Here is a 14,669-nt window from a genome sequence, read left to right on the forward strand (position 1 = left end):
GCCCCTCGCGCCGTCCGTACCCACACCCGGTGCGGCCTCCACACCCCTCGGGGACGCGGAGCCCCGGCGCGTTACGGCCGGCCGAACGCGGCCACCGCGAGGGCGCCCGCGACCGGATTCAGGTCCTTCGCCTTCGCGTCCGTCGCATGGACGCTGTAGACCAAGGTCCGGGACAGATCGCGGGTCGCCGCCACCACGGTGTTGTAGCCGTAGCGCCCGCCCGTCTTGCCCCAGACGTCGCGCCCGCCCAGCCGCTGCACGGACAGCCCGACGCTGAAGGAGGCCGGGGCGCCGGTCTGGTGGTCGGTGACCTTCGGGAGCGTGAACATCTCCTCCAGCAGGGGGCCGCGCACCACCCGCCCCTGGAACAGCGCGGTGATGAACCGCTCCAGGTCCGCGGTCGTGGAGATCAGATCGCCCGCTGCCCAACCGTCCGTCGGATCCCATCGCGTCACGTCCCTCAGCTCGATGCTCGTGCCGTCGCCCGTCCTCAGCGACTGATAGCCGCGGTTGTGCGGGCCGCGTATGTGGACCTCCCCGTCCGGCAGGTAGCTGTCGCGCAGGCCGAGCGGCTTCAGGATCCGTCGGGTGACCTGCGCTTCGTACGACTCGCCGGTGACGCGCTCGATCAGCAGGCCGGCGATCGTGTACCCGGTGTTGTGATAGCGCTGGCAGGTGCCGGGGCGGAACTCGGGGGGTCGTGCGGTCGCCCTGCGGACCAGCTCGCGCGGGTCGTGCCGGTCGAAACGATGGGCGTACGCCTCCTCCGGGGTGGCGCCCGGCAGGCCCGCGGCGGGGATGCCGTGGGTGTGGTTGAGCAACTGCCGGACGGTGACCGCGCCGTACGCCGGCGGGATCAGCTCGGGCAGGTACGAGCGGGCGGTGGCGTCCAAGGAGATCTTGCCCTCCGCGGCCAGTTGAAGGACCACCGCGGCCACGAACACCTTCGTCGTCGAACCGGCCCGGAAGCGGCCCTCGGGCAGGGCCGGTCGACCGCTGCGCAGGTCGCGCACGCCCGCACTGCCCTGCCAACTGCCGCCGCCCCCGACCCGCGCCAGCGCCGCGGTCGTGTGCGGCGCGGGTAGCCCGGCGATCGCCGCGGAGAGCGCGGCGCCGTCCGGTGGCGCGACCCGGCCCGTACGGCCCCCCGTCCGAGCGTCCGCATCGGACGGGGGACGGCACGAGGGCGGCGCAGGCGTGGCTTCCGGCACCGCGCGCGGCGCTGGCGCCGGCGCCGCGACGGCGGACGCGACGGGCGCTGCGGCCAACGAACCCCCCACGACCGCGAGCACCATCGCCGTCGCGATGACCGCGCGCCGCGCGCTGCTGCTGAACCCGTACCCACTGCACCCACTGCTGATCATGATGGACTCCCTGGAGACGAGAGAAGGAGACGAGAGAAGGAGGCGAAGACGGACGAACTCCGTCACCCCTCCATCCTGTTGACCAGCGCCCGCCCGCGGATCCCCGTCATGAGCGATCTTTTCGACCCCTTCGGCTCCCTCACCCGAGGGAGGTGCACCGCCGCCGCCTCACCCGGCAGGGGGAGACGTCACGGCCCAGTCGCCACCCGCCGCGACCAGCCCCGATTCATACGCGCAGATCACCGCCTGGATCCGGTCCCGCAGCCCCAGCTTGGCGAGCACGTTCCCCACGTGCGTCTTCACCGTGTGGTCGCTGACGCCCATCGCCCTCGCGATCTCCGCGTTCGACAGCCCGCGCGCCACCACCAGCAGCGTCTCGCGCTCGCGCGCCGTCAATGCGTCCAGCCGCGGATCGGGGCGGGGCGACCGCGGCCTGCGCGTGTACTCCTCAACCAACCGACGCGCCACCGACGGCGCCAGCAGCGCCTCGCCCCGCCGCACCACCCGCACCGCGTGCACCAGGTCGTCCCGGCGCACGTCCTTCAGCAGGAACCCGCTGGCGCCCGCGTGCAGTGCCTCGTACACGTACTCGTCCGAGTCGAACGTCGTGAGCATCACCGCACGGCAGTCGCTCCCCGCCGCGATCCGACGGCACGCCTCGATGCCGTCCACGACCGGCATCCTGATGTCGAGCAGCACCACGTCGGGCCGCAGGTCCGAGACGGCCGCCACCGCCGCCGCGCCGTCGCCCGCCTCCGCCACGACCTCGACGTCCGGCTGGGCGTCGAGGATCATCGCGAACCCGCTGCGCACCAGCTCCTGGTCATCGGCGACCACCACCCGGATCGTCACCCGTCCGCCTCCCTATTCCTCGTGGAGCCAATCCTCGTGGAGCTACTCCTCGTCGAGCCCGGAAGCTCCATCCGCACCTCGAAGCCCCGCCCTCCTGGGCCGGGCCCCGCGTACACGGTGCCGCCGTGCGCCGCCGCGCGCTCGCGCACGCCGACCAGTCCGAGCCCGCTGCCCGCGCGCCCGCGCACGCCTTCGCCCTCACCACGTCGTCCGCGCCCGTCGTCCACGATCCGCACCGTCACCGTCTCGGCCACGGTCAGCCGGATCTCGACCGCGCCGGCCCCGGCGTGCTTGACCACGTTCGTCAGCGCTTCCTGCACCACGCGGTGGACCGTGGCCGCCACCGCCGGCGCGAGCGCGGCCACGGGCCCCTCCGCCGTGTAGGAGACGGCGAGTCCGCTCTCCCGCACCCGGGCCACCAGGGCGGGCAGTGCGTCGGCGCCCCCTTCGGGCTCCTCGCGCAGGACGCCCAGCATGCTCCGCAACTGCACCATCGCGTCGCGCCCCGCGTCCGATATCGCGTCGAACGCCGCCTCGGCGCGCTCCGGCGCGGTGCGCACCGCGACCGGGCCCGCCTCCGCCTGCACCACCATCAAGCTCACAGCGTGCGAGAGGACGTCGTGCATCTCCCGGGCGATCCGCGCCCGCTCCCGGGCGGCGGCCTGCTCCGCCTCGATGCGGTTGGCCCGCTCCAACTGCGCCGCCCGGTCCTCCACGGCCGCGAGGTAAGCCTGTCGGGTGTCCGTGAGCCGTCCGAGCGCGTACGCGGCGCCGAACACGAAGAGCGAGAAGAGGAGTTCCCGCGCGTCACCCGTGCGCCAGAGCACCGAGCCGACGACGACCGCGGCCGTCGCCGCCGCGGTCGTCAGCCGTCTGCGGGGCGGGGACAGCACGGCGACGGTGTAGAGGGCGACGAGCCCGGCGTACGGCAGCGGTTGCCCCGGGCCGTCGGCCAGGGCGCCGTACAGACCCGTGGCCAGCAGCACGCCCACCAGGACCGCCACCGGGGCGCGGCGCCGCCACACCAGTGGGACCGCGCCCGCCAGGGTGAGCAGGTACGCGGTCCAGGTCGCGGCCGGCAGCTCCGGCGCGCGCGGGACCACGAAGGGGATCGTCATCGCCGCCTGCACCAGCAGCGTCAGGCCGACGTCCGCGCCTCGGTGACCGCTCAGCGAGTGACCACGTGCCCACACCGTCCGTCTGTCCGTCTGTCCGTCCGCCTGTCTGTCCGTCGGCTACGGCTTGCGGCCCACCGCGCCGAACTGGGCCACCAGCGGCGGCTCGCCGGCCGCCGGGTCGGGGCGCCAGCGGGAGCACGAGACGACACCCGGCTCCAGGACCTCCAGGCCGTCGAAGAACGAGGCCACCTCCGCTCCGGTGCGCGCGGTGATCGGCGGGGTCGCGTTCTCGTTCCAGAACGCCATGGCCTCCGCGTTCCCCTCGCCGCCCAGCTCCAGCGTGGGGTGCGTCAGCACCAGGTAGCTCCCGGACGGCACGGCGTCCATGAGGGTGCGGACGATGCCCCGGGCGTGGTCGGTGTCCATGATGAAGTTCAGGATCCCGAGCATGATCACGGCGATGGGTTCCCGCAGGTCGAGCGGGGGTTCCACGGCAGCGACGATCGCTGCGGCGTCGTGGGCGTCCGCGTCCAGGTACTCCGTGCGGCCCTCGGGCGAGGAGGTGAGCAGGGCGCGGGCGTGCGCCAGCACGATGGGGTCGTTGTCGACGTAGACGACCTTCGAGTCCGGGGCGATGCGCTGGGCCACCTCGTGGGTGTTCTCGGCGGTGGGCAGGCCCGTTCCGATGTCGAGGAACTGCCGTACGCCGGCCTCTGCGGTCAGGTGCGTCACCGCGCGGCCCAGGAACGCGCGGTCGGCCCGGGCGACTTCGCCGATGCTCGGGTACAGGTTCGTGACGTGGTCGCCGACGGCCCGGTCCACGGGGTAGTTGTCCTTGCCGCCCAACCAGTGGTTCCACACGCGGGCGTTGTGCGCCACGTCGGTGCGGATCCTGTCGTTGCTCATCGGGGCTCCTCGACGTCGCGACCGGTGTTTCGAACATCATGCCGGACGTGATCGCGCAACACGATCACGCGGCCACGACGCGGTCACGACGCGGTCACGCAGGTACGAGGTGATCACGCGGCGACGACGCGGTCAGGCGGGGCGACACGTTCACGCGACCGGGCCGAGAACGGAACGGAGCGTGCCGATCCGGTTGGTGGTGATGGAGTCGACGCCCGCGTCGACCAGCCGTCGCATCGTGCGCCGGGTGTCCACGGTCCACGCGGAGACGAGCAGGCCGTCCCGGTGCACCCGCTCCGCGAGCGCCTTGCTGACCAGCCCGAAACGGTAGTTGAGGGCCCTGGGGCGCACCGCGTCGAGCAGCACGGGCCGCGGCGGGGCCAGGGTGGTCCAGGTGAGGGCGATCTCCGCGGCCGGGTCGACGGCGCGCACCGCGAGCATGGTCGAAGGGCCGGCGCAGTAGTACGCCCGCTCCGCCGCGCCGCACTCGTGGACGGTGCCCACCACGGTGCGCACCGCCTCCGGCGTCGCCCCCGGCAGGTCGACCATCACCCGGTGTTCGGCGAGCACCTCCAACGCCCGCTGCAAGGTGGGCACTCCGCCCCCGGTGGCCTCTGTCAGTTCGGCGTGCGTGAGGTCCTTGAGCGGCCGGTCGTGCCGCCACATCCGCTTTAAGGCGGCGTCGTGCAGCAGTACGGGCACGCCGTCCGCGGTCAGCCGTACGTCGATCTCCACGGCGTCCGCGCCGCGGGCGACGGCCGAGCGGAGCGAGGGCAGCGTGTTCTCGCGCACGAGGTAGGGGTCGCCCCGGTGCGCGACGGCGGTGACGTGTCGCATGGGGGCATTGTCGCCGGTGGGGACGGCCCCGTACGGCGGCGGGGCACCCCGTACGCCAGCGGGGACACCGCCCCGCGCCGGCGGGGACGCCCCCACCGGCCGTCGGCGTACGAGCCGGCGCACGCTGCATGCTGCACGCCGTGCGTCGCAGCGTGCGCCGGCTCGTATCCGCGCGCCTTACGCCCGGGCGAGCCACTCCGTCGTGTACGCGTCGATCTCCTGCGTCAGCCGCGTCTTGCCGGGCGCGTCCAGGAAGCTCGCCTCCACCGCGTTCTTGGCGAGTTCCGCGACTCCGCGCTCGTCGAGTTCCAGCAGCCGCGCGGCCACCGCGTACTCGTTGTTCAGGTCCGTGCCGAACATCGGCGGGTCGTCGCTGTTCACGGTGACCAGGACGCCGCCCGCCACCATCTCCTTGATGGGGTGGGCGTCGAGGTCGGCGACGGCCTGGGTGGCGATGTTCGAGGTGGGGCAGACCTCCAGCGGGATCCGGTGCTCGGCCAGGTGCGCCACGAGCGCAGGGTCCTGCACGGCGCTGGTGCCGTGGCCGATGCGCTCGGCGCGCAGGTGCGTGAGCGCGTCCCAGATCGTCTGCGGGCCGGTGGTCTCGCCGGCGTGCGGCACCGACCGCAGCCCCGCGGCGATCGCCCGGTCGAAGAACGGCTTGAACTGCTCCCTGGCCACCCCGATCTCGGGGCCGCCGAGCCCGAACGAGACCAGGCCCTCGGGGCGCAGGTCCAGCGCGAGCCGGGTGGTCTCCTCGGCGGCCTCAAGACCGGCCTCGCCGGGGATGTCGAAGCACCAGCGCAGCACGACGTCCAACTCGGCCTCGGCGGCCCTGCGGGCGTCCTCGATGGCGTCCATGAACGCCTTCTCGTCGATGCCGCGGCGGGTCGAGCTGAAGGGGGTGATCGTCAGCTCGGCGTAGCGGACGTTCTGCCGCGCCATGTCCCGGGCGACCTCGAAGGTCAGCAGCCGTACGTCCTCGGGGGTGCGGATCAGGTCCACGACCGAGAGGTATATGTCGATGAAGTGGGCGAAGTCGGTGAAGGTGAAGTACTCGGCGAGGGCCTGCGGGTCGCTGGGGACCCTGGAGTCCGGGTGCCGCGTGGCCAGTTCGGCGACGATGCGCGGTGACGCGGATCCCACGTGGTGCACGTGGAGCTCGGCCTTGGGGAGCCCCGCGATGAACGGGTTGAGGTCGGCCATCGGGATTCCTTCTCGTGTGATCGGCTGATCGGCCCCGAGGGGCTCGATCATCGTAGGGCTAGGTCGCGTCCGCGAAGTCCCGCGCGTGCTCCTGCGCCTTTGGACGTAGCCGCCGCTTCCCTGGGGGAGCGTTGGTCTCCGCTGGCCGGTGGTGGGCTTGTCGCGCAGTTCCGCCCCCTACGCCCGAAGGGCGTGGTGGTACCCCCGGCACACCCGAAGGGCGTGGTGGTACCCCCGGCACACCCGAAGGGCGTGGTGGTACCCCCAGCGCCACCTGATTCGCTTCCCCCGTCATTTGTCTGCGGGCTGGAGGTGGAGGTGTTTGGGGCGCTAGAGGTCCCCCCATGCCTAAGACGTAGGGGGCGGAACTGCGCGAACAAGCCACAGACGGGCCGCAGGCGCCATGACCGCACACGCACCACGGAGCCACCGCGCCTGCCAAGACACCGGTACCGCCGGACGGGCCACGCCGGACTCCACGGACAGGCCCTAGGGGGCGTTACCGGGTGACGCCGTAGCATGGCCGGACCACGATCGGGGGGAGAACTTCCATGGCACAACCGAACGAAGGGGCCGAGCCGCGCGACCGCGATCCCTGGGCGCCGCCGGAGAGCAGCGCGGCCCAGGACGGCATCGCGCGGGACGCGGCGGCCCGGGACGAGGCGCAGCGCGTCGGTCTGTCGAAGGAACCGGCCGGGGCCGCAGCCGAGGCGTCCGCCGGGGCGGCGGCCCCGCCGGTGCACGACATGCCGACGATGACCTCCATGCCCGGGGACGGGGCCGTACCGCCGCCGCCGACCGCCCCCGGCGGTCCCACGCAACCGCCGCCGTACGGATACCCCGGGGCGGCGGGCGGCCCCGCCGGCCCCGCGCAGCCGAACCAGGGGCCCGGCGGTCCCGGCCCCGGTGCGCAGGCGTACGGCGCCTTCACCCCGGGCGCCTCGTACCCGGGCCAGTCCGGCCACCCCGGCTACCCGGGCCACCCCGGATACCCGGGTTACCAGGGCTACCCGCAGGGCGGCTGGCAGCCGCCCCGGGAGCCGCAGAACGGCATGGGCATCGCCGCGATGGTGCTCGGCATCTGCTCGTTGGCGACGTTCTACGTGTACGGGATCTTCGGCTTCATCCTCGGCGTGATCGCGGTGATCCTCGGCATCCTCGGCCGGCGACGGGCGGCCCGGGGCGAGGCGAACAACGCCGGCCAAGCGCTCGCGGGCATCATCACCGGCGCCATCGGCATCGTGCTCGGCGCGGCCTTCCTCGCCTTCCTCATCTGGCTGGTGACCTCCGACATCACCGACGACGAGTCTGAGTACGAGAGCCCCTACGACGGCACCACCTACTCGCTGTCGCTCGCCGCCCCTGACGCGGCGGCGACCGCCGGGAGCCGCTGAGCCGCAGCCCCCGTCCCAGGGCCTGTCTTACGGATCTTGCTGGGCTCGCGTGCCCTGGTGCCGCTCCCCCTGGGCCTTCGGCCCGGGAGGTGCCCCCACTCCGCGGTGTCGTCGGTCGCCAATACTCCGCATTGACTCCCTCCTCCGCCTTGAGATGCACGGCACCAGAACCCGCCTCCTACGCCCGGAGGGCGTGGGAGGGACCCCCCTCACCCAGCCTGATCCGTAAGACAGGCCCTAGCAGAGCGCCCTAACCTCGCGCGCCCGTGGTCCCCCGACCGCGGGCGCGCAGCTCTTCCCGGGCCTCCATCAGCGCGAACCCGAGCAGATTCAGCCCGCGCCAGGCTCGCGGATCCGCGGCACGCTCGTCGTCCGCCGCCAGCCCGATGCCCCATATGCGGTCCAGCGGGCTCGCCTCCACCAGGACCCGCTCGCCCGTCCCCAGCAGGAAGTCCCGCAGGTCCGGATGGTGCTCGAACTTGTGCACATTGCCCGCGCGGACGATCCCGGAGCGCTCCCGCCGCCAGATCGCCTCGTCGAAGCCGCGCACCAGCCCGCCCGCGCGCTTGGCCTCGGCCGGGTGCGACGCCTCCAGCGCCATCCGCTCGGCCTCCGTGTCCTCGAACAGTCGCGCCTTCGACGCCATCATCCAGTGCTCGGCGGTGGCGTAGTGCACTCCGTCGACCGCGAAGGGTGACGGCCACCACTGACTCAGACAGCTCGCCGCCACCCGGCCGTCGGGGCGGGGGGCGGCGCCCCAGAAGAACACGTACTTCAGCTGCTCACCACGTCTGACCTGCTGGATCAACTCTTCCCTGGACATGCATGCGAGTGTCCCATCCACCACGGACATTCCGTATCGGTATTTGCCCGCCGACGCGACACATGGTCGACCGATTCCGTTGCGTAACCAAAAGGCAACTACGGAATCACTTGTTGGCGAACTGCCGCTCTGCCAGGATCGGCAATCACTCACCGCTCGTTCCACATTCAATCGGTGAAAGTGGGAACGGCGGCGGACGCGGCGTGCAATTGCACGCCCACGACGGCATTTCATGCGACGGCTTTCGGGCCGGGACTACGGAGAGCGTCATGGGTAACCGATTCCCCGTGCTGGACCGCTTCGCGGACGGCGCGCAGTACATCGGTGGGCAGCTGCGGCCCGGCAGCTCGGGACGTACGCAGGACATCGTCGACCCGGCGAGCGGTGACACCGTCCACCGCTACGAACTGGCCGGGACCGACGACGTGGACGCGGCCGTCGCCGCCGCGCGCGCGGCGCTGCCCGAGTGGGCGGGGGCGACGCCCGGCGAACGCTCGGACGCACTGCACCGCTTCGCCGCCGTCCTCGCCGAGCGGGCCGGCGACTTCGCCCGGGTCGAGTCCCTCCAGTGCGGCAAGCCGATCAAGCTGTCGACCGAGTTCGACGTGCCCGGCACCGTCGACAACACCGCCTTCTTCGCCGGCGCCGCCCGCCACCTGCAGGGCCAGTCGGCCGGCGAGTACAGCGCCGACCACACCTCGTACGTACGGCGGGAGCCGATCGGGGTCGTCGGCTCCATCGCCCCCTGGAACTACCCGCTCCAGATGGCCGCCTGGAAGGTGCTCCCGGCGATCGCGGCGGGGAACACGATCGTGCTGAAGCCGGCCGAGATCACCCCGCTGACCTCGCTGATGTTCGCGCAGGCGGCCACGGACGCGGGCATTCCGGCCGGTGTGGTCAACGTGGTCTCCGGCGCCGGCCGGGACGCCGGCGAACACCTGGTGGGCCACCCCGACGTGGCCATGACCTCCTTCACCGGCTCCACCGCCGTCGGCCGGCGGGTCGCCGAACTCGCCACCGCCACGGTCAAGCGGCTCCACCTCGAACTCGGCGGCAAGGCCCCCTTCGTCGTCTTCGACGACGCCGACGCCGAGGCCGCGATCCAGGGCGCCGTCGCCGGCTCCCTGATCAACTCGGGGCAGGACTGCACCGCCGCGACCCGGGTGTACGTCCAGCGCCCCCTGTACGAGCAGCTGCGCGACGGCATCGCGGACGCGATGGCGACCGTGCGCGTCGGCGACCCCTTCGACCCCTGCACCGACCTCGGCCCGCTCGTCTCGCACGCCCAGCGCGACCGCGTCGCGGGCTTCGTCGAGCGGGCCAGGGCGTACGCCACCGTGGTCACCGGGGGCGCGGCGCCGCAGAGCGACGGCGCGTACTACCTGCCGACGCTGATCGCCGACGCGCCGCAGGAGAGCGAGGTCGTCCAGGCCGAGATCTTCGGGCCGGTGCTGGCGATCCTGCCGTTCGACTCCGACGACGAGGGCATCGCGCTGGCCAACGACACCCCCTACGGCCTCGCCGCCTCCGCCTGGACCCGGGACGTGTACCGGGCGGGGCGCGCCACCCGGGAGATCCGGTCCGGGTGCGTGTGGATCAACGACCACATTCCGATCATCAGCGAGATGCCGCACGGCGGCTATCGGGCCTCGGGCTTCGGAAAGGACATGTCGACGTACTCCTTCGAGGAATACACGCAGGTCAAACATGTCATGTACGACAACACCGCGGTGGTCCGCAAGGACTGGCACCGCACGGTCTTCGGGGACAGATAACCGGGCTGCCGCCACCGGCGGCGCACGCACTGAGAAAGGGCACAGCGCATGGACCACCACGAGCCCGACGGCCTGTCCGCCGTACAGCTGGCCGCGATACGCCGCAGCCTGACGAACGGGCGGGGCGCCCTGTCCCGACGGACCGCGCTGCGCGCCTTCGGCGTCGGTGCGCTCGCCGTCGGCGGCGCGGCGGCGCTGACCGGCTGCGGCATACCGCCGGCCAAGCGGGAGGGCGGGGCCGCGGCCTCCGACGACCACTCGGAGAAGGAGAAGCAGATCGTCTTCTCCAACTGGACCGAGTACATGGACATCAGCGAGGACAACAAGAGCCGGCCGACCCTCGCCGAGTTCACCAAGCGCACCGGGATCAAGGTCAAGTACACCGAGGACATCAACGACAACGTCGAGTTCTTCGGGAAGATCCAACCCCAGCTGGCCGCCGGTCAGGACGCCGGACGGGACCTGATCAACGTCACCGACTGGCTGGCCGCCCGGATGATCAGGCTGGGCTGGGTGCAGCGGCTGGACCCGTCCCTGCTGCCGAACGCCTACGCCAACCTCGCCCCGCAGTTCCGCCGCCCCGACTGGGACCCCGGCCGCGCCCACTCCTACCCCTGGACCGGCATCTCCACCGTCATCGCCTACAACGCGAAGGCGACCGGCGGGAAGAAGGTCGACTCGGTCAGCCAACTGCTGGACGACCCCTCCCTCAAAGGGCGCGTCGGCTTCCTCACCGAGATGCGCGACACCGTCGGGATGACCCTGCTCGACCTGGGGAAGACGCCCGGACGGTTCACGGACGCCGACTTCGACGCGGCGATCGGCCGGCTCCAAAAGGGCGTCGACAAGAAGCAGATCCGACGCTTCCACGGCAACGACTACACCTCGGACCTGTCCAAGGGGGACCTCGCGGCCTGTCTCGCCTGGGCCGGCGACGTCATCCAGCTCCAGGCCGACAACCCCGACATCCGGTACGCCATCCCCGCCCCCGGCTACATCACCTCCTCGGACAACCTGCTGGTGCCGGCGCAGGCCAGGCACCAGCGCAACGCGACCCGGCTGATCGACTACTACTACGAACGCCCGGTGGCCGCCCGGCTCGCCGCGTACATCAACTACGTCTGTCCGGTGGAGGGCGTCGCCGAGGAGCTCGCCAAGATCGACCCCGCGCTGGCCGGCAACACCCTGATCGTCCCGGACAAGGCGATGGCAGCGAAGTCGCACGCCTTCCGCTCCCTCACCAGCGAGGAGGAGAGGGCGTACGAGGAGAAGTTCGCCAAGCTCATCGGCGCCTGACTCCTTCCACGGAACCCCGCGCACTCCGCCCCGGTACGCCAGAACCCCGCGCACTCCGCCCCGGCGCGCCAGGACCCCGCCCACCCCGCCCCGGTGCGCCGGGACCCCGGCCTTCGCCCGTTCCTCCTTCGAGCTCTGCTCCCGACCCCTGGGACCGCGACCCATGACAGACACCTCAGCGAGCGGCGACGTCCGCCTCACCGGGATCAGCAAGACCTACGGCTCCTTCACCGCCGTCCACCCGCTGGACCTCACCGTCCCCCAAGGCTCCTTCTTCGCCCTGCTCGGCGCCTCCGGCTGCGGCAAGACCACCACCCTGCGCATGATCGCCGGCCTGGAGGACCCCACCACCGGGACCGTCCTCCTCGGGGACCGGGACGTCACCGACCTGCCGCCGCACAAGCGCCCGGTGAACACCGTCTTCCAGAGCTACGCCCTCTTCCCGCACCTGACCATCCACGAGAACGTCGCCTTCGGGCTGCGCCGCCGCGGCATCCGCTCGGTGCGGAAGCAGGTCGGCGAGATGCTCGACCTCGTCCAGCTCGGTGACCTCGCCCAGCGCAAGCCGCACCAGCTCTCCGGCGGCCAGCAGCAGCGCGTCGCCGTCGCCCGGGCGCTGATCAACCACCCCCAGGTGCTGCTCCTGGACGAGCCGCTGGGCGCCCTCGACCTCAAGCTGCGCCGCCAGATGCAACTGGAGCTCAAGCGCATCCAGACCGAGGTCGGCATCACCTTCGTGCACGTCACCCACGACCAGGAGGAGGCCATGACGATGGCCGACACCGTCGCGGTGATGAACGGCGGCCGGGTCGAGCAGCTGGGCGCCCCCGCCGAGCTCTACGAGGCGCCGCGGACCACCTTCGTCGCCAACTTCCTCGGCACCTCGAACCTGATCGAGGCGAAGGTCACGGCCACCGGCGGGGGAGAGGTGGAGGTCGCCGCCGGAGGCGCGACGCTGCGGCTGCCGGCGGACCGCTGCGCCACCGCGCCCGCCGTCGGCGGCCGGCTGCTGGTCGGCGTACGACCCGAGAAGATCTCCCTCACCCACGCCGAAGACGCCGCCGACGGGTCCCCCGCCTCCGGCGGCACCACCGCGAGGAACCGCCTCACCGGCACGATCGTCGCCGCCAGCTTCATCGGCGTCTCCACCCAGTACGTCATCGACAGCCCCGGCTCGGGCGAGCTCCAGGTGTACGTGCAGAACATCGAGCGCGACCCCCGCCTCGTCCCCGGCGCCGAGGTCGCCCTGGACTGGAACCCCGCCCACACCTTCGGCCTGGACGCCGCCCAGGACATCGCCGCCGGCGTCACGGACGGCACGGCGGAGGCGGCATGAGCACCGCCACCGCGCCCCCGCGGGACCGGGTGCCCGAGGCGGCCGAACCCGGCGTCCTGCGCAAGCCGCCGGTGCGCCGCAAGCTGGTGCCGTACTGGCTGCTGCTCCCCGGCATCCTGTGGCTCCTCGTCTTCTTCGCCCTGCCGCTCATCTATCAGGCGTCGACCTCCGTGCAGACCGGCTCCCTCGAAGAGGGCTTCACGGTCACCTGGCACTTCGCCACCTACTGGGACGCGCTGACCGAGTACTGGCCCCACTTCGTGCGCTCGGTGCTGTACGCCGGCACCGCCACCCTGCTGTGCCTGCTGCTCGGCTACCCGCTGGCGTACCTCATCGCCTTCAAGGCCGGCCGCTGGCGCAACCTGCTGCTCGTCCTCGTCATCGCGCCCTTCTTCACCAGCTTCCTGATCCGCACGCTGGCCTGGAAGACGATCCTCGCCGACGGCGGCCCGGTGGTGGAGGTGCTCGGCACGGTCGGCTTCCTCGACGTCACCAACTGGCTCGGGATGACCGACGGGAACCGGGTGCTCGCCACCCCGCTCGCCGTCGTCACCGGTCTGACGTACAACTTCCTGCCGTTCATGATCCTGCCGCTGTACACCTCGCTGGAGCGGATCGACCCACGGCTGCACGAGGCCGCCGGCGACCTGTACGCCTCCCCGTCGACCACCTTCCGGAAGGTGACCTTCCCGCTCTCCCTGCCGGGGGTCGTCTCCGGCACGCTGCTGACCTTCATCCCGGCCAGCGGCGACTACGTCAACGCCGAGCTCCTGGGCTCCACCGACACCAAGATGGTCGGCAACGTCATCCAGTCGCAGTTCCTTCGGGTGCTCGACTACCCCACCGCCGCCGCGTTGTCGTTCCTTCTGATGGCCGTTGTGCTGATCATGGTCTCGGTCTACATCCGGCGCGCCGGAACGGAGGATCTGCTGTGATGACCGCTACCAAGTCGCTCGGCGGCTGGCTCCGGCGCAACGTCGTCGTCATCGCCGGCCTGCTGACCCTCGCGTATCTGATCCTGCCCAACGTCGTCGTGATGGTGTTCTCGTTCAACAAGCCCGCGGGCAAGTTCAACTACACCTGGCGGGAGTTCTCCACCGACGCCTGGCAGGACCCGTGCGGAGTCGCCGACCTGTGCGGCTCGCTCGGCCTCTCGCTGCGGATCGCGTTCTTCGCCACCGTCGGCGCCACCGTGCTCGGCACGATGATCGCCTTCGCGCTGGTGCGCTACCGCTTCCGGGCCCGCGGCGCGGTCAACGCGCTGATCTTCCTGCCGATGGCGATGCCCGAGGTCGTCATGGCCGCGTCCCTGCTCACGCTCTTCCTCAACCTCGGCGCCGAACTGGGACCGACGACCGTCCTGATCGCCCACACCATGTTCTGCCTCAGCTTCGTCGTCGTCGCGGTCAAGGCGCGGGTGCTGTCGATGGACCCGCGGCTGGAGGAGGCGGCGCGCGACCTGTACGCCGGACCGGTGCAGACCTTCCTGCGGGTGACGCTGCCGATCGCCGCGCCCGGGATCGCGGCCGGCGCGCTGCTCGCCTTCGCCCTCTCCTTCGACGACTTCATCATCACCAACTTCAACTCGGGCAACACCGTCACCTTCCCCATGTTCGTCTGGGGCTCGGCACAGCGCGGTACGCCCGTCCAGATCAACGTGATCGGCACGGCCATGTTCGCCCTCGCCGTGCTGATCGTCGTGGCCGGACAGCTCGTCAGCAACCGGCGCAGGAAGACCGCGTGACCAGCCCAGGACCCGTAC

13 protein-coding genes are annotated in these 14,669 nt (G+C 71.8%); 6 read left to right on the plus strand and 7 right to left on the minus strand.

Annotated features, from left to right (window positions below):
* Positions 1–71: 71 nt before the first annotated feature.
* From ABZ842_RS21665 to ABZ842_RS21690, 6 genes are all read right to left on the minus strand, one after another.
* A complete protein-coding gene (locus ABZ842_RS21665; protein WP_361538797.1) occupies positions 72–1,364 on the minus strand; it encodes a serine hydrolase domain-containing protein in 1,293 nt (430 codons plus the stop codon).
* Positions 1,365–1,532: 168 nt separating this feature from the next.
* On the minus strand, positions 1,533–2,216 hold the full coding sequence (locus ABZ842_RS21670) for a response regulator transcription factor (protein ID WP_361538800.1): 684 nt from the start codon (positions 2,214–2,216) through the stop codon (positions 1,533–1,535).
* A complete protein-coding gene (locus tag ABZ842_RS21675) occupies positions 2,213–3,334 on the minus strand; it encodes a histidine kinase (RefSeq protein WP_361539003.1) in 1,122 nt (373 codons plus the stop codon). The genes ABZ842_RS21670 and ABZ842_RS21675 overlap by 4 nt, the downstream gene beginning before the upstream one ends.
* A gap of 117 nt (positions 3,335–3,451) precedes the next feature.
* Positions 3,452–4,240, minus strand: coding sequence for an SAM-dependent methyltransferase (locus ABZ842_RS21680; protein ID WP_361538803.1), 789 nt, complete (start codon positions 4,238–4,240; stop codon positions 3,452–3,454).
* A 150-nt stretch (positions 4,241–4,390) separates the two neighbouring features.
* Complete coding sequence (locus ABZ842_RS21685; protein WP_361538806.1) at positions 4,391–5,077, minus strand: glycerophosphodiester phosphodiesterase; 687 nt, start codon at positions 5,075–5,077, stop codon at positions 4,391–4,393.
* A gap of 177 nt (positions 5,078–5,254) precedes the next feature.
* Positions 5,255–6,283, minus strand: a complete 1,029-nt coding sequence (locus ABZ842_RS21690) for an adenosine deaminase (RefSeq protein WP_361538809.1) — start codon at positions 6,281–6,283, stop codon at positions 5,255–5,257.
* A 551-nt stretch (positions 6,284–6,834) separates the two neighbouring features.
* Here ABZ842_RS21690 and ABZ842_RS21695 point away from each other — a divergent pair.
* Positions 6,835–7,677, plus strand: coding sequence for a DUF4190 domain-containing protein (locus tag ABZ842_RS21695; protein ID WP_361538812.1), 843 nt, complete (start codon positions 6,835–6,837; stop codon positions 7,675–7,677).
* Positions 7,678–7,927: 250 nt separating this feature from the next.
* Here ABZ842_RS21695 and ABZ842_RS21700 read toward each other — a convergent pair whose 3' ends face one another.
* Positions 7,928–8,500 (minus strand): NADAR family protein, encoded by a 573-nt coding sequence (locus ABZ842_RS21700; protein ID WP_361538815.1) that lies wholly within the window; start codon positions 8,498–8,500, stop codon positions 7,928–7,930.
* Between the two features lie 269 nt (positions 8,501–8,769).
* Here ABZ842_RS21700 and ABZ842_RS21705 point away from each other — a divergent pair, with 269 nt between their 5' ends.
* From ABZ842_RS21705 to ABZ842_RS21725, 5 genes are all read left to right on the plus strand, one after another.
* A complete protein-coding gene (locus tag ABZ842_RS21705; RefSeq protein ID WP_361538817.1) occupies positions 8,770–10,275 on the plus strand; it encodes a gamma-aminobutyraldehyde dehydrogenase in 1,506 nt (501 codons plus the stop codon).
* 48 nt (positions 10,276–10,323) lie between these two features.
* The gene (locus ABZ842_RS21710; protein ID WP_361538820.1) at positions 10,324–11,571 is read left to right on the plus strand and encodes a spermidine/putrescine ABC transporter substrate-binding protein; all 1,248 of its coding nucleotides are present in this window, start codon (positions 10,324–10,326) and stop codon (positions 11,569–11,571) included.
* A 163-nt stretch (positions 11,572–11,734) separates the two neighbouring features.
* On the plus strand, positions 11,735–12,907 hold the full coding sequence (locus tag ABZ842_RS21715; RefSeq protein ID WP_361538823.1) for an ABC transporter ATP-binding protein: 1,173 nt from the start codon (positions 11,735–11,737) through the stop codon (positions 12,905–12,907).
* Positions 12,904–13,842: an ABC transporter permease gene (locus ABZ842_RS21720; protein ID WP_361538826.1), complete on the plus strand. Its 939-nt coding sequence runs from the start codon at positions 12,904–12,906 to the stop codon at positions 13,840–13,842. Before ABZ842_RS21715 ends, ABZ842_RS21720 begins: the two co-directional genes overlap by 4 nt.
* The gene (locus tag ABZ842_RS21725) at positions 13,842–14,651 is read left to right on the plus strand and encodes an ABC transporter permease (protein ID WP_361538829.1); all 810 of its coding nucleotides are present in this window, start codon (positions 13,842–13,844) and stop codon (positions 14,649–14,651) included. The genes ABZ842_RS21720 and ABZ842_RS21725 overlap by 1 nt, the downstream gene beginning before the upstream one ends.
* The last annotated feature ends 18 nt before the right edge of the window (positions 14,652–14,669 follow it).

It is taken from the genome of Streptomyces sp. NPDC047315, from assembly GCF_040643215.1.
Lineage (GTDB): Bacteria > Actinomycetota > Actinomycetes > Streptomycetales > Streptomycetaceae > Streptomyces.

Coding starts and splice junctions, on each gene's coding strand:
- ABZ842_RS21695 (WP_361538812.1), top strand. CDS start 6,835: ATGGCACAACCGAACGAAGGGGCCGAGCCGCGCGACCGCGATCCCTGG.
- ABZ842_RS21665 (WP_361538797.1), bottom strand. CDS start 1,364: ATGATCAGCAGTGGGTGCAGTGGGTACGGGTTCAGCAGCAGCGCGCGG.
- ABZ842_RS21720 (WP_361538826.1), top strand. CDS start 12,904: ATGAGCACCGCCACCGCGCCCCCGCGGGACCGGGTGCCCGAGGCGGCC.
- ABZ842_RS21690 (WP_361538809.1), bottom strand. CDS start 6,283: ATGGCCGACCTCAACCCGTTCATCGCGGGGCTCCCCAAGGCCGAGCTC.
- ABZ842_RS21680 (WP_361538803.1), bottom strand. CDS start 4,240: ATGAGCAACGACAGGATCCGCACCGACGTGGCGCACAACGCCCGCGTG.
- ABZ842_RS21725 (WP_361538829.1), top strand. CDS start 13,842: ATGACCGCTACCAAGTCGCTCGGCGGCTGGCTCCGGCGCAACGTCGTC.
- ABZ842_RS21710 (WP_361538820.1), top strand. CDS start 10,324: ATGGACCACCACGAGCCCGACGGCCTGTCCGCCGTACAGCTGGCCGCG.
- ABZ842_RS21700 (WP_361538815.1), bottom strand. CDS start 8,500: ATGTCCAGGGAAGAGTTGATCCAGCAGGTCAGACGTGGTGAGCAGCTG.
- ABZ842_RS21685 (WP_361538806.1), bottom strand. CDS start 5,077: ATGCGACACGTCACCGCCGTCGCGCACCGGGGCGACCCCTACCTCGTG.
- ABZ842_RS21675 (WP_361539003.1), bottom strand. CDS start 3,334: ATGACGATCCCCTTCGTGGTCCCGCGCGCGCCGGAGCTGCCGGCCGCG.
- ABZ842_RS21715 (WP_361538823.1), top strand. CDS start 11,735: ATGACAGACACCTCAGCGAGCGGCGACGTCCGCCTCACCGGGATCAGC.
- ABZ842_RS21705 (WP_361538817.1), top strand. CDS start 8,770: ATGGGTAACCGATTCCCCGTGCTGGACCGCTTCGCGGACGGCGCGCAG.